Annotated in this window: 11 protein-coding genes; 8 read left to right on the top strand and 3 right to left on the bottom strand. The window is 69.8% G+C overall.

Going from position 1 to position 13,670, the window contains the following annotated elements; all coding sequences use genetic code 11:
* The first annotated feature begins 4 nt into the window (after window positions 1-4).
* Window positions 5-2,977, top strand: coding sequence for a hybrid sensor histidine kinase/response regulator (locus tag ED208_RS03680; protein ID WP_123210488.1), 2,973 nt, complete (start codon window positions 5-7; stop codon window positions 2,975-2,977).
* A gap of 71 nt (window positions 2,978-3,048) precedes the next feature.
* Here the strand turns inward: ED208_RS03680 and ED208_RS03675 are convergent, their stop codons facing one another.
* Both ED208_RS03675 and cysB read right to left on the bottom strand, forming a co-directional pair.
* A complete protein-coding gene (locus ED208_RS03675; RefSeq protein WP_123210487.1) occupies window positions 3,049-4,242 on the bottom strand; it encodes an EAL domain-containing response regulator in 1,194 nt (397 codons plus the stop codon).
* A 113-nt stretch (window positions 4,243-4,355) separates the two neighbouring features.
* Window positions 4,356-5,336, bottom strand: a complete 981-nt coding sequence (gene cysB / locus ED208_RS03670) for an HTH-type transcriptional regulator CysB (protein ID WP_123210486.1) — start codon at window positions 5,334-5,336, stop codon at window positions 4,356-4,358.
* Between the two features lie 384 nt (window positions 5,337-5,720).
* Here cysB and ED208_RS03665 point away from each other — a divergent pair, with 384 nt between their 5' ends.
* The 5 genes from ED208_RS03665 to ED208_RS03645 are packed head-to-tail and all read left to right on the top strand — an operon-like array spanning window position 5,721 to window position 10,950.
* The gene (locus tag ED208_RS03665; protein ID WP_123210485.1) at window positions 5,721-6,644 is read left to right on the top strand and encodes a bile acid:sodium symporter; all 924 of its coding nucleotides are present in this window, start codon (window positions 5,721-5,723) and stop codon (window positions 6,642-6,644) included.
* Window positions 6,641-9,109 carry a TonB-dependent receptor gene (locus ED208_RS03660; protein WP_123210484.1) on the top strand — a complete coding sequence of 823 codons (2,469 nt, stop codon included), beginning with the start codon at window positions 6,641-6,643 and terminating at the stop codon, window positions 9,107-9,109. The genes ED208_RS03665 and ED208_RS03660 overlap by 4 nt, the downstream gene beginning before the upstream one ends.
* Window positions 9,110-9,112: 3 nt before the next feature.
* Window positions 9,113-9,976: a phytanoyl-CoA dioxygenase family protein gene (locus ED208_RS03655; protein WP_123210483.1), complete on the top strand. Its 864-nt coding sequence runs from the start codon at window positions 9,113-9,115 to the stop codon at window positions 9,974-9,976.
* Between the two features lie 13 nt (window positions 9,977-9,989).
* A complete protein-coding gene (locus tag ED208_RS03650; protein WP_123210482.1) occupies window positions 9,990-10,562 on the top strand; it encodes a hypothetical protein in 573 nt (190 codons plus the stop codon).
* Between the two features lie 7 nt (window positions 10,563-10,569).
* Window positions 10,570-10,950, top strand: coding sequence for an aminotransferase class V-fold PLP-dependent enzyme (locus tag ED208_RS03645; protein ID WP_199720508.1), 381 nt, complete (start codon window positions 10,570-10,572; stop codon window positions 10,948-10,950).
* Between the two features lie 432 nt (window positions 10,951-11,382).
* On the opposite strand, the gene ED208_RS16980 is transcribed toward ED208_RS03645, so the two are convergent.
* Window positions 11,383-11,601, bottom strand: coding sequence for a hypothetical protein (locus tag ED208_RS16980; protein WP_148044674.1), 219 nt, complete (start codon window positions 11,599-11,601; stop codon window positions 11,383-11,385).
* A gap of 177 nt (window positions 11,602-11,778) precedes the next feature.
* Between ED208_RS16980 and ED208_RS03640 the strand changes: the two genes are divergently transcribed.
* Together ED208_RS03640 and ED208_RS03635 are read left to right on the top strand one after the other, a co-directional pair.
* Complete coding sequence (locus ED208_RS03640; RefSeq protein WP_123210481.1) at window positions 11,779-12,657, top strand: ABC transporter ATP-binding protein; 879 nt, start codon at window positions 11,779-11,781, stop codon at window positions 12,655-12,657.
* On the top strand, window positions 12,654-13,664 hold the full coding sequence (locus ED208_RS03635) for an ABC transporter permease (protein WP_199720491.1): 1,011 nt from the start codon (window positions 12,654-12,656) through the stop codon (window positions 13,662-13,664). Before ED208_RS03640 ends, ED208_RS03635 begins: the two co-directional genes overlap by 4 nt.
* The last annotated feature ends 6 nt before the right edge of the window (window positions 13,665-13,670 follow it).

The following is a 13,670-nucleotide window of genomic DNA, read 5'->3' as shown; positions in this document are numbered from 1 at the left end:
AGCCATGCATGCCCGGACCGTCGCCGCGCCCCGCCTCGGTCGCCTGTCGCTGCGCTGGAAGCTGCTGCTGGTGCTGGGCCTGCTGTTGGGCGCGGTGCACAGCTTCCTGGGCTATCTCGGCTATCGCAATCTGGTCGAGCACAACGAGCGGCAGGCGCGCGGCGATTTCGACAGCTACCAGGCGCTGCTGGGCGCCTTGCTGGAGCAGTCCCTGCGCGAGCAGGAGCGTCTGGCTGCGCAGATCGGCGCGGCGGTCAACGCCGCCGATCTGCGCACGGGACGGGCCAGCGAGTCGCTGGCGGTCGACCTGGTGGCCGATCTCACCGCCATCGAATTCTTCGACCGCCATGGCACGCCGCTGGCGGTCTGGGACTGGAGCGAATCGCCGGTGACCGGCGCGGCGCTGCCGTCCGCCCGGCAGGCGGCGCGCCAGGCGGCGTTGCGGGCGGTGGCGCGCGAACACCGTCCGCAGCACTTCCTGTACTGCCAGAAGCAATGCGTGCAGCAGGTGTTCGTGCCCGCCTTCGACCGCGATGGTGTCGAGGTGATCATCCGGGTCGGGCGCAGCCTGGCCAGCAGCCTGCTGGCGTTCAAACAGCTCGCCGGGGCCGATGTCGCCCTGCTGGTCCGCCTCGACGCGCCGCCCATCGAGCCGACGCCGCCGCTCTGGGGCCGTCAGCTGATGGCGGTGACCGATGCCGCGCGTCTGCTGCCGCTGCTGCGCGCCTACGGCCAGGCCGCCGCTGCGCCCCTGGTGGGCCGCCTGGGCCAGCTGCCGGACCCGACGCGACAGCTGGTGCTGTCGATCAAGCCGCTGTCGGTCTCGGTGGTCGGCGGCCAGGCCGAGGCCCTGTTCGTCAAGGACGACAGCGCCGCTGCGGCGCGCATCCGCCAGGACGTGCTCCGTTTCGAATCGGTGGCGGTGCTCGGCCTGCTGGTTTCGGCGGCGGTGGTGTTTCTGCTGCTGATGCCGTCCCTGCGGCGGCTGCGCGCCGTCAGCCTGGCGTTGCCGCTGCTGGCCGAGCAGCGCTTCGCCGAAGCCCGGGCGCTGATGCTGGCCTCGCAACGGCACCTGGGCTGGCGTGACGAGATCGACGGGCTCAACCGCATCGCCCTGGCGCTCAGCGACAAGCTCGAGCGGCTGATGGGTGCCGAGGCGGCCAGCGAGGCCAAGTCGCGCTTCCTGGCGGTGATGAGTCACGAGATCCGCACGCCGATGAACGGGATACTCGGCCTGCTGGAGCTCCTGCAACTGTCACCGCTGAGTCCCGAGCAGCAGGAGCGGGTGCGGGTGATCCGGCATTCCGCCACCACCCTGCTGGCGGTGCTCGACGACGTGCTCGATTTCTCCAAGATCGAGGCCGGCCAGATCCGCATCGAATGGCGGCCGGTCGCGCTGCGCGAACTGGTGGAGGGTTGCCTGCTGACCTTCGCTTCGGCGGCCTACGAGAAGCGGCTGCGGCTGGTGATGTACGTCGATCCTGTCCTGCCCACGGTGGTGCGGGCGGACCCGGTGCGGCTGCGGCAGATTCTGTTCAACCTGTGCAGCAATGCCATCAAGTTCACCGCTCGCGGCCGGGTGCTGGTGCGCATCGAGCCGCTGGCGGTGACCGACGACCGCGCGCGGATCCGCCTGCGGGTCGCCGACACCGGGATCGGCATGGGGCCGGAGGTGCGCCAGCGCCTGTTCCGGCCTTTTCAGCAGGGCGAGTTGTCGACCACCCGCCGTTATGGCGGCACCGGCCTGGGCCTGTCGATCTGCAAGGCTCTGGTGGAAGCCATGGGCGGCCGCATTGAGGTCGACAGCAGCCCCGGCGAGGGCAGCGAGTTTCGCGTCGAGCTGGATCTGCCGCTCGGCGAAACGGCGCCGCCGCTGTGGTCGGCGGAGTTACTGCGCGGCGTCGCGGTGGCGGTGAGCCTGCGCGACGAGGCCGAGTGCGAGGTACTGACCAGCTACCTGCGGAGTGCCGGCGCAACGCTGGTCGCGGCCGATTCCCCGGAGCACCGCGACTACTGGCTGGAGGAGGACTCCAGCCGTGAAGCGATCCACCTGCGCCGTCACGGCGATCCGCCAGACCGCTACCGCAACCTGGAACGGCCGCTGCGGGCGGCCTTGCTGCTCGACGCGCTGGCACTGCTGAGCGGTCGCCGCGCGCGGGTCAGCGCCGAGGTCGATGCCGACACGCCGGGCGCGCTGCCGGCGCCCGTCGTCAGCGCCAGCGAGGCGGAACGGCAGGGGCGCCTGATCCTGGTCGCCGAGGATCACCCCACCAACCGCCTGGTGATCGGCGCCCAGCTGCAGCGGCTGGGCTATGCCGCCGAGCTGGCGGAAGACGGCGTGCAGGCGCTCGCGCGATTGGCCGGGCGCGACTACGCCGCCCTGCTCACCGACCTGCACATGCCGGAGATGGACGGGTTTCGGCTGGCGCGTGAAATCCGCGCGCTGGAAGCGGTCGGCCAGCGACCCGGCCGCCTGCCGATCATCGCGCTCACCGCCGACGCCCTGTCCGGCGAGATCGAGCAGTGCCGCGCGGTGGGCATGGACGATTTCCTGCTCAAGCCGGCCACGCTCGAGCATCTGGCGGCGCGGCTGCGGCGCTGGGTTCCGGCGCGCGCGCCGCACTCGACGCCGCCCGTGGACTTCGAGGCCCTGCGGGCGATCCATGGCGACGACCCGGAGCTGCTGGAGCTGGTGTTGCAGGATTTCCAGCGCATCAACGCGCCGCTGTTCGCCGAGCTGGCGCAGGCCGGTGAGCAGGGCGCGCAGCCGCGCCTGCTGGGTCTGGCCCACAAGCTCAAGGGCTCGGTCCGTTTCGTCGGCGCGCCGGCGCTGGCCTCGGCGCTGGCGCAACTGGAAGAAGGTCTTCGGGGGCCGCTGGCGCCGGAGCAGCTGCGCGCGGCGCTGGCGCAGGTCCTCAGCGCCTATGCGGAGCTGTCCGACTGGTTGCAGCAGCGGCGGTCCCAGCCCCGGCCCTGATCTGCTTCGAGCCCCCTGCCCGTTGGCGAGGCCGATGTGCCCGGCCGGGGGCGATCCGGCCCGCTGGCGGCCTAGCCGCGCAGCACCGCCTCGCGGGCCAGCGCCCAGCGTGGCAGCTCCTGCGGCGGCATCGCCCGCGCCACGTAGTAGCCCTGCACCAGCTCACAGCCCAGCTCGCGCATCAGCTCGTAGTCGGCCTCGGTCTCGACACCCTCGGCGCAGGTCTTGAGCTGCAGGTCGCGCGCCAGCCGGATGCTGGATTCGGCGATGCTGCGACGGCGCGGGTCCTGCGCGGCACCGTGGACGAAGGCGCGGTCGATCTTCAGCTCGCTGAACGGGAAACGCTGCAACTGCTCCAGCGAGGAATAGCCGGTCCCGAAGTCGTCGATCGACAGCCGGTAGCCGCGCAAGCGCAGACGGGTGACCACGTCCAGTGAGCGCGCCAGGTCGCGCAGCACGCCCGACTCGGTGATCTCCAGGATCAGGCGGTCGGGCGCGGTGCCGTGGCGCGCCAGCTCGGCGCTGAGCTGCTCGGGCAGATCGAGGTGGTCGAGGCTGTCGATCGGCAGATTGACCGAGACCGGGATGTCCAGGCCTTCCGCGCGCCAGGCCTGTTGCGCCGCCAGCGCCCGCCGCACCACCTGCTGGGTCAGCACATCGGCCAGGCCGGAGCGCTCCGCGAGTGGTACGAAGGCGCCCGGCAGCAGCAGGCGGCCATCGGGCCGGCGCCAGCGCGCCAGCGCCTCGGCGCCGGCCAGACGGCCGCTGCGCAGGCCGAGCTTCGGCTGCATGTAGACCTCGATCTCGTCGGCGGCCAGCCCGGCCCGCAGTTCCGCCAGCGAAACCTCGCCGCTGACGGCCGCCGCTGCCGCCGGCGCCCGAGCCGGCTCGGCCATGTGCGCAATCAGCTGTTCGAGGGCGGTGCTGGTCACCGGCTTTTGCAGGCTGCCGAGGATGCGCAGCTGCCGCGCCTGCGCCAGTTGCTCGGCGGCGCGCAGGGTCTTGGCGTCGGCGCTGCTCATCAGGATCAGCGCGGCGCCGGCCTGCAACTCGGCGAAGTCGCGCAGTAGTTCGATGCCGTCCAGGCCGGGCATTTTCAGGTCGCAGACCACCAGCTCGAAGCGGGTTTCGCCGAGCATCCGCCGCGCCGCCTGGCCGTCGCTGGCGGTGAGCACCCGCGCCGCCTGCTTGGCCAGCATCCGCGATACCACCGAGAGCACGAACTCGTCGTCGTCGACCACCAGCACCGCATCCAGCGCAGCCATCTTTCATCCCCCCTTGGGCCTGCGGGTGTGCCGGCTGGGCGAGCACCCGGGACCCCCGCCGTCCGGGAGCGGACCGGTCGGGGCAGGCCTGGCTGCAAAGACTACACGCCCCCTCAGATGGTCGGGACGCTCGGGATCAGGGTGGCGGTACGCAGTCGGCGCAGCTCCGGGTCGGCGATGGCGTCGATCTCCTCGATCAGCGAGCGGTCGAGGTGCGGCGCGAACAGGCCGATGAACTCGGTCATGTAGCCGCGCAGGAACATGCCGCGCCGGAAGCCGATGTGGGTGGTGCTGGGCTCGAACAGATGGTCCACCGGTAGCGCCACCAGGTCGGCGTCGTCGCTGGCGTCGTAGGCGATGCTGGCGACGATGCCGACTCCGAGGTCCAGCCGCACATAGGTCTTGATCACGTCGGCGTCGACGGCAGTGAGCAGCACATTGGGGTGCAGCCCCTGGCTGGCGAAGGCCTGGTCGAGCTTGGCGCGGCCGGTGAAGCCCTGCGTGTAGGTGATCAGCGGGTGCTGCGCCAGCGCCCGCAGGTCGAGCCGCGAACTGGCGGCCAGCGGATGATCGCGCTTGACCAGGGCGCAGCGGTTCCAGCGGTAGCAGGGCAGCATCACCAGCCGGTGCTGGTGCTCGATCGCCTCGGTGGCGATGGCGAAATCGGCCTGGCCCTCGGCGGCCATGTGCGCCACCTGCGGCGGCGCGCCCTGGTGCATGTACAGCGACACCAGCGGGTAGCGCTGCTTGAAGGCCTGGATCACCTTCGGCAGCGCGTAGCGCGCCTGGGTGTGGGTGGTGGCGATGGCGAGGTCGCCGCGATTGGCGTCGCGGAACTCGCCAGCGACCTTGGTGATGTTGTCGGCCTCGGCCAGCAGGCGCGCGGTGTAGTCGAGGATGCGCTGACCGGCCGGCGTCACCTGCGCCAGGTGCTTGCCGTGGCGCTGGAAGATGTCCAGCCCCAGCTCCTCCTCCAGCAGGCGGATCTGCTTGCTGACCCCGGGCTGCGAGGTGTAGAGCGCCTCGGCGGCGGCGGTCACGTTCAGACCCCGGCGCACCACTTCGTCGATGTATCGCAGTTGCCGGATCTTCATGGCCTGGTCCGCAGAGCCGGCGGGAGCCGCTCCATATTCCCTATCGAGGATTAACAAGAGTCGGCATAGTAGTTTTCAGAAAGTCCGAAATAGGCATATAGAACGAAATCTTCTGGGCTATATGCATTTGTGCAGTTGCCCCGATTGCAGCGGCCTGCTCCAGCACGGCCCTGGGTTGGCGGGAATAACTTCATCCCCTTTTATTCTTTTACAGCGGGGGCGGCTGTCCCTAGCCTTGCGCGCTTCTGGTGTCGCCCCGCTGGACAAGGACGTCCGGGCCGTCACCCCGGCCACCGACCGTGGCCGGGGCGGGCCGGTCTGTCGCCGTCCGCCGCCGGGGAAAGCCGGAGCTGGTTTTTCCCTCCCCAAGTTGCCGGCGTCACGATGTCCACGAGTCCCGAACTTCCGCTGCTCCCCAACCCGCTGGTCGCTGCTGGCTTCCTCGCCCTGGTGCTGCTGGCGGCGGGGCTGACGCTGCCGCCGTCGGCGCGCCCCGGCCTGCACGGCTGGCTGCCCGGCCGGGCCTTGCTGGGGCTGCTGTCGGTGCAATGGTTGCTGGTGCCGGGGCTGACCCTGCTGGCGCTGGTTCTGGCGCTGCCGCCGGAGGCCCGCAGCCAGGGCCTGGCCTTGGGTTTGCTGCTGGTGGCGGTGACGCCGGGCGGCAAGGGCGCGCTGGCCTTCGCCCTGTTCGCGCGCGCCGACCTGGGGCTGGTGCTGGCCGGCGCCTTGGTCGCACTGCTGCTAGGCGCGCTGCTGACCCCGGCCTGGCTGAGCCTGGGCATCGCCGCGACCCTGGCTCCGCCCTGGCCGGCCCTGCTGGAAACCGGTTTGCTGCTGCTGGTCGCCACCCTGCTGCCGCTGGGTCTGGGGCTGTGGATCCAGCGCCGCTGGCCCGCTTGGCGCCGGCTCCTGCACCGGCTGGTGCAGACCCTGATCGCGCTCGCCCTGGCCCTGGCCCTGATCCAGGCGGCCCAGGGCCTGTCGGGGCTCGACCCGCCAGGCGGCTGGAGTCGCCTGCTGCTGCTGGTCGGCCTGCACCATGTCCTGGTGCTGCTGGTCGCCGAGATCGTCGCCCGCAGCCTGGATCTGCGCCTGCCGCAACGGCGGGCCCTGGTGTTGGCTGCGGGCGTCCAGAACTCGGCGCTGGCCCTGCCGCTGGTGCTGCTGCTGGCGCCCGACGATGCTCTGGCGTTTGCCACGGTCGCCCTCTGGGGCCTGTGGCGCCTACTCGCCGCCGGCCTTTTGTCTCTAGGCTGGCGTTTGTTCCGACCCACCGCGCCTCGGCCGTTGACCGAGGCCCTGCCATGACCCGCCAATTACTCTGTCTTGGTCTGCTGTTCGCCAGCCTCGAAGTGTCTGCCCAGGAGGCCGCGACTAGCGAAGCCCTGCCCACCCTGGAGGTCCAGGCGCTGCCGGAGCCCGAGCGCCCCGCCGCCGCCGCCGAGGCGGCGCAGAACCCGGCCGCGCTCGACACCGTGGTGGTCACCGCCCGCCGCAAGAAGGAAAAGGTCGAGGTGGTGCCGATCTCGATGACCGTGCTCGACGGCGGCAAGCTCGCCGAGGCCGGCTTGTTCCGGCCGCAGGACATCCAGGAGCGGGTGCCGGGCCTGGTGGTCTCGGTGCCGAATCCGCGCCTGACCAGCTACACCATCCGTGGCCTCGGCTCGTCGTCGGCCAACGACGGTCTGGAGAGCAGCGTCGGCCTGTTTCTCGACGGTGTCTATCTGGGCCGCCAGGGCTTGTCGGTATTCGATCTGGTCGATCTCGACCGTGTCGAGGTGCTGCGCGGCCCGCAGGGCACGCTGTTCGGCAAGAACACCACCGCCGGCGCCTTCAACATCGTCACCAAGGCGCCGACGCCGGAGTTCGAGGCCCGCGCCGAGGCGACCCGAGGCAACTACGGCGCGCGCCAGTACCGTGGCAGCCTCAACGGCGGGCTGATCGGCGAGACGCTCTCGGGCCGGCTCACCGGCTACTTGACCCGCCGCGACGGTCTGATCGAGAACCGCTACGACGGCCGCGACTTCAACGACCAGCGCAAGGGCGGTGTGCGCGGCCAGTTGCTGTGGGCGCCGGTCGAGAACTTCAGCTCGCGGCTGATCTACGAGTACGCCGACGCGCATGAAGACTGCTGCGCCTTTGCGCTCACCTCGCTGCGCGAAGCCACCCGCCAGCGCGATGCCTACATGGAGTACCAGCGCGAGGCCATAGCCCCCTACGCCCGGGTGGTGCAGGACGACAGCCAGATCGCCAGCGTGGTGCGCCAGAAGGCGGTCAGCAACGAGATCAACTGGACGCTGGACAACGGCCTGACCCTGACCAGCATCAGCGCCTGGCGCGACTGGCGCTTCACGCCCTACAACGACGACGCCACCACCATGCGGCTGATCCCGCTCACCGGCGTCATCAACGAGCACCAGCAGCTCTCGCAGGAACTGCGCGCCACCTTCAAGGCCGGCGACTTCGACTTTCTCGGTGGGCTCTACTACCTGCGCCAGGAGCTGGACAGCCGCGAGCGCAACGTGCTCGGCCGCGACCTCATCCCCTGGGTGTTCGGCGGCATCATCCGCCAGAACCTGCTGCCGGGCGCTACCCGCTCCAACAGCGGCTTTCTCATCGACCTGATCGCGCCGGGTGCCAATGTCGAAGGCACCACCATCCGCTCCACCGCCGAGCAGACCACCGACAGCGCGGCACTGTTCGGCTCGGTGGACTGGCATCTGACGCCGCAGTTCGATGCCAGCCTGGGCCTGCGCTACACCCACGAAAACAAGGAAGCGACGGTGAGCCGCAGCCGCTCGGCGCTCAACACCGGCGGCGATCCCAGTCAGCCGCTGGAGCTGCCGGGCGCGCTGCTCGGGGTGCTCGGCCTGCAGGACCCGCGCAACCTCCTGCTCGACGTGGTGCTCGACCAGATCGCCGGCGGCGACTACGCGCGTGCCAGCCAGCGCTCGGAAGGCGAGCTGTCCGGCCAGTTGGCGCTGGGCTACCAGTGGCGGCCGAACGTACGCGGCTACTTCACCCTGGCGCGCGGCTACAAGGGCGGCGGCATCAACCTCGGGGTGATCGGCCCCTCGGTGGGCGAGACCTTCGAGCCGGAAACCGCCACCAGCGTCGAGCTGGGCGTGAAGAGCAGCTTCCTGCGTCGCCGCCTCGGCCTGAACGCCGCCGTCTACCACACCGCCGTGCGCGACTATCAGGCGCTGACCTTCGACAACGAGCAGACGCTGATCCCCAACCCGCGCCAGGTGAACGTGCTCAACGTCGGCAAGGTGCGCCTGCAGGGCGCCGAGCTGGAAGGCCGCGCGCGGCTATGGTCCAGCCTGGGTCTGCGCGCCGGCATCGCCTACAGCCGCGCGGTGACCCTGGACTTCACCAATGCGCCGAATGAGGACGACCGCGCCAACACCAAGGATCTTTCCGGGCAGCGGCTGTACAACGCGCCCATCCTCACCGCCACCGCCGGCATCGAGCAGGCGCTGCCGCTGAGCGCGGCGCTGGCGCTGTATTCGGGCCTGGACTACAGCTACCGCAGCGACTACTACGGCACGGTCGAGCACGGCCGTGGCTCCAAGACCGAGGCCTACAGTCTCACCAACCTGCGTCTGGGGCTGCGCCATGCGCGCGGCCTGGATGTCTCGGTGTGGGTGCGCAACCTGTTCGACGAGGACTACCTCGCCGCCATCAATCCCATCTACGGCGTCGGCGAGTACGGCGCCATCCCCGGCGATCCGCGCACCGTCGGCGTCAGCCTGCGCGCCAACTTCGAGTAGCCCATGAGCCTGAGCCATCCCTATCCCCGTTTCGAACTCGGCCCCGAGCTGACCGCCGAGCAGCAGGCCTTCTTCGACGAGCACGGCTTCCTGCACTTCAAGCGCTTCATCGACGCCGCGACGGTGGCCGAGCTGGTCGCCGCCTCGCAGGAAGTCGAGCGCGACTGGCTGGCGCGCGGCGTGGAGCAGGTCAACGGCATTCCGATCAAGTACGGCCGTGACGTCGATGGCCGGCCCATCGTCCAGCGCTTCGCCTTCGCCAACCAATACCACCCGCGGCTGGCCGCCTTCCTCCAAGATCCGCGCTTCGCGGTGCTGTTCCCGCTGATCGGCCTGCCGGACGCGCGCATGGGCGCCGACGAGAAGGACGGCCTGGTGCTCAACCACTACGTACACAGCGCCGGCTCTGGCCACAGCCGCCTGGGCTGGCACACCGACGGTCTGCGGGATCTGTTCCTCGGCAAGCGGCAACTGCATCCGATGCTCAACGTCGGCGTCCATCTCAACAACCTCGGCCCCGAGCACGGCGGCCTGCGGCTGATCCCGGGCACCCACAAGCAGGGGGTGCTGAAGATGGTGTTCGGCAAGCGCTACTTCCTCGACCACGCGCCGGACCACCGGGAAGTGGCGGTGATCCCCGAAGCCGGCGATCTCACCGTCCACGACGGCCGGCTCTGGCACCGGGTGCAGCAGTCCAGCGTCAGCGGCGAGGCCAGCCGCCGCCGGGTGTTCTACGTGCCGGTGGTGGCGGGCGCCTACGAACCGAAGTCCGCCGCCAGCCCGACGCCGTTCTACCACCGGCTGGCCAACGCCCTGGGCTGGAACCCGAAACCCGGCAAGCTTCTGTCCGCCACCCAAGCACGCTGAGCGCGACACGCCCATGAGCCAGATCCTTCGCTATTTCACCGCCGGTCCGCTCGACCTGCCGGCGCTCTCGGCCTGGCTGGATGGCCTGGCGCCAGCGCAGCGGCGCGACGAGTTGCTCAGCCTCGGCCGCCGCCAGCAGGCCCGGTTGTTCGAGGCGGCGGCCGGATTCCGGCCGCTGGGCCTGGACGATCTGGTGCCGGCCACGGTCGCCGACGGTCGGGAGGTGATCCACCAGGGCCGCAACTCGCTGCCCGCCTACAGCCGCTTCGAGAAGCGCTTCCTGCGCCCGGCGGCGGGCACCGAGCTGCTCGGCTACAACGAGGGCAGTGCCCGTCGCTACGTCGGCCCCGGCTATTTCACCGCCAGTGCCGCCCAGGGCGAGGTGCTGGTGGACTACCGCCGGGTGCCGGCAGCGCGGCCGCTGGCGAGCTGGCCGCCGCCGCGCTCCAACGCCGTCGGCCTCAGCCTGCTGGTGTTCCATCAGCTCACCGACGTGATGCGCGGCGTCAGCGAGGGCGTCAGCATCGGTCGCGGCTACCGGCACGGCAAGCCGCTCGACGCCTGGTTCCTGCTGGTGCGGGAATAGCGGCTGGATTGGGGTCCGTTCCGACTCCCATTTAAAGGGTCGTTGCCGGGTTCCCCAGCCTCGCGCGCGGCAGCGCGCGCTGCCAACCCAGGCCCTGAATGGTCGCGAGACCGTACCCGGACTGCGACTCGGCGCCGCCGCCGCCGCCGAGCGCACCAGCGTGATGTCCTTCGTGCTGGCCGGCTACAAGACCGAGGAGGTCGGCAAGGCGCTCAACCAGGACGGCATCGCGGTGCGCTCCGGCCACCATTGCGCGCAGCCGATCCTGCGCCGCTTCGGCGTCGAGGCCACCGTGCGGCCCTCGCTGGCCTTCTACAACACCTGCGAGGAAATCGACCTGCTGGTGGCGGCCCTGCATCGCCTGGCGGCGCGACGACGCGCGGTCTGAAGCCGCGCTGACCGGCGCCCTGAGGCAGGCCTCAGGGCGCTTTTTTTGCGGCCGCGCGCAGGGTCCAGTGCCGCGAGGCCAGGCGCCGCGAATGTCAGCAGCTGACAGGCTTTGACAGTCCCGCGCGGCCTCGGCGCGCAACGGTGGCGCCTGACGATTTGTTCATGGATTGCCGCCGAGACGAAGCTGTTTTCTGACTCTGTTGTCGCTTTGCAAAAAACTAAACAAACACCCTGCACAAGACGCGCCCGATCCGGCATCCTGCGCGCCGCGACTCCCCTATAGGCTGAATTTCCCGCTTGCGGTTTTTCGCCGGCCGGATTCGCAACCACCCCGGATCTCCTCGTCCCAAGCTGGAAGTTGTGCGCGCCAAATCGCGCCGTGACGGAAAGTTGGCGCGAAGAGTGCGTGTCACCGGATTGCCAGCTTCTCCTAGTAGGTTGTTGTCCCATGCTCCAGCCAGAACACATCCAGGCTCAACGGCGCCACGCAGCGCGCCGCGACGGTCTGTGGGCTGCGGGTTTCCCGGTTTTCCTTGATGAAAGGGTTCGGCGCAAACGGCGTTAACGCACCGACCGGAGCCCTGAGCAAGGGCTTTCCGGCAAGACCCAAGGACTCAAGCAAAAACCTGACGCTGGCGCCAACTTTCAAACGCGTTACCTCCGCGCGTCTTTCTCCTTCTTTGGTTTCCGCGTGGCCGGACAGACGAGTCGGCCGACGACCCCCGGGCCATGGCGAGCCGTGCCTGGTCGCCGCCGCCGTGGGCCAACTTCGCGTGCGCGGCATCGGCGCCGCGCCCACCTCCGTTTCCGTATCCGGATCGCCCTGATGGCTACCGTTCTCTCCGTGCGCGACCTGCGCAAGCACTACCCGAAGGTCAAGGCCGTCGACGGCGTGAGCTTCGAGCTGGAAGAAGGCCGCTGCCTGGGCCTGCTCGGCCCCAACGGCGCCGGCAAGAGCACCACCATCGAGATGCTCGAAGGCCTGGTGGAGCCCAGCTCCGGCGAGATCCTGTATCGCGGCCGGCCGCTGGACGCGCGCTACCGCCAGCGGGTCGGCATGCAGTTCCAGGCCACCGCCTTGCAGGACTTTCTCACCGTGCGCGAGAACCTGGAGCTGTTCCACGCGCTCTACGAGCGCACGCTGCCGCTGGAGCAACTGATCAGCGCCTGCCACCTCGAGGACTTCCTCGACCGCGACCACCGCAAGCTCTCCGGCGGCCAGCGCCAGCGTCTGCTGCTGGCCATCGCCCTGGTCAACGATCCCGATCTGGTGTTCCTCGACGAGCCCACCACCGGTCTCGACCCGCAGGCGCGGCGCAACTTCTGGGAGCTGGTGCAGGCGGTGAAGGCGCGCGGCACCACGGTGGTGCTGACCACGCATTACATGGAAGAGGCCTACCTGCTCAGCGACGACATCGCGATCATGGATCACGGCCAGGTCATCGCCCGTGGCACACCGCAGAGCCTGCTCGCCGAGCACTTCAACGACAGCGTGCTGGAGCTGCCTGCCGTCGAGATCGAAGGCCGTCAGATCGACCTGCCGCTGGTGCGCAAGGACGACCGCGTGGAGATCCTGAGCGCCGACGTCAACGGCGCCCTGCGCAAGCTGCTCGACGCCGGCCTCTCGCTGGCGCAACTGAAGATCCGCCCCCGCACGCTGGAAGACCTGTTCATCCAGCTCACTGGCAAGGAGTTGCGCGCGTGAAAAGACTCTTCGCAATGGTCAAGGCGCGCATGCTGGAAGTGGCGCGCGACCGTCTGGTGCTGATCTGGAACCTGCTGTTCGCGCCGCTCCTGATGGTGGGCATGGCGCTGGTGTTCTCCGCCAGCCCGCAGACCGTCGCCAAGGTCGGCGTGCTCGGCGAGGCGCCGCTCAGCGCCGAGACCTATCCCTTCCTGGGCACGCCGGCGGTGCAGTTCTACCGCGAGACCACGCCGGAAGAGGGCATCCTCAAGGTGGAGCGACAGAGCATCGACCTGCTGCTCGACCTGCGCAGCCAGCCGGCGCGCTACTGGCTCAACGACGATTCCGCCAAGGGCCGCCTGCTGCAGCAACTGCTGGTCGCCGGCGATAGCCGCGCCCAGGCGCAGCCGGTGAGCGGCGAGAAGCTGCGCTACGCCGACTGGCTGGTGCCGGGCCTGTTGGCGCTCAACATCATGCTGTCCAGCCTGTTCGCGGTCGGTCATGTGATCGTCCGCTACCGCAAGTCCGGCTACCTCAAGCGCCTCAAGGGCACGCCGCTGCGCGCGGTGGAGTTCGTCGGCGCGCAGATGATCGCCTGCCTGATCCTGGTGGTGGTCATCACCGCCGCCATGTTCACCGCCTGCAACGCAATGCTCGGCCTGCGCATGGAGGGCAACTATCTGAACCTGCTGCTGGTGGCGACGCTGGGCTCGATGAGCATGATCGCGATGAGCCTCCTGGTCGCCGCGCGGGTCGCCAGCGAGGAGCTTTCCGGCGGCCTTCTCAACCTCATCGCCTGGCCGATGCTGGTGCTCTCCGGCGTGTTCTTCTCGCTCGATGGCGCGCCTTCGGTAGTGCAGGCGCTGGCCGCGCTGCTGCCGCTCACCCACATGCTCGATGCCGGACGCGCGGTGATGCTCGATGGCGCCGGCCTGCTCGATATCGCTCCCGACCTGCTGGCGCTCTGCGCGATGACCGCGCTGTTCCTGGCGCTGGGCGCGTGGCTGTTCCGCTGGACCCAGGACTGAACCCGG

The organism is Stagnimonas aquatica, assembly GCF_003730135.1.
Classification (GTDB): Bacteria; Pseudomonadota; Gammaproteobacteria; order Nevskiales; family Nevskiaceae; genus Stagnimonas; species Stagnimonas aquatica.
Note: the sequence above shows the minus strand (reverse complement) of the source record. Positions and strands in the feature narration are given on the sequence as shown.

Excerpts from the sequence above, each read along its gene's own strand:
- ED208_RS03680 (WP_123210488.1), top strand. The coding sequence starts at position 5 with ATGCATGCCCGGACCGTCGCCGCGCCCCGCCTCGGTCGCCTGTCGCTG.
- ED208_RS03675 (WP_123210487.1), bottom strand. The coding sequence starts at position 4,242 with ATGGCTGCGCTGGATGCGGTGCTGGTGGTCGACGACGACGAGTTCGTG.
- cysB (WP_123210486.1), bottom strand. The coding sequence starts at position 5,336 with ATGAAGATCCGGCAACTGCGATACATCGACGAAGTGGTGCGCCGGGGT.
- ED208_RS03665 (WP_123210485.1), top strand. The coding sequence starts at position 5,721 with ATGTCCACGAGTCCCGAACTTCCGCTGCTCCCCAACCCGCTGGTCGCT.
- ED208_RS03660 (WP_123210484.1), top strand. The coding sequence starts at position 6,641 with ATGACCCGCCAATTACTCTGTCTTGGTCTGCTGTTCGCCAGCCTCGAA.
- ED208_RS03655 (WP_123210483.1), top strand. The coding sequence starts at position 9,113 with ATGAGCCTGAGCCATCCCTATCCCCGTTTCGAACTCGGCCCCGAGCTG.
- ED208_RS03650 (WP_123210482.1), top strand. The coding sequence starts at position 9,990 with ATGAGCCAGATCCTTCGCTATTTCACCGCCGGTCCGCTCGACCTGCCG.
- ED208_RS03640 (WP_123210481.1), top strand. The coding sequence starts at position 11,779 with ATGGCTACCGTTCTCTCCGTGCGCGACCTGCGCAAGCACTACCCGAAG.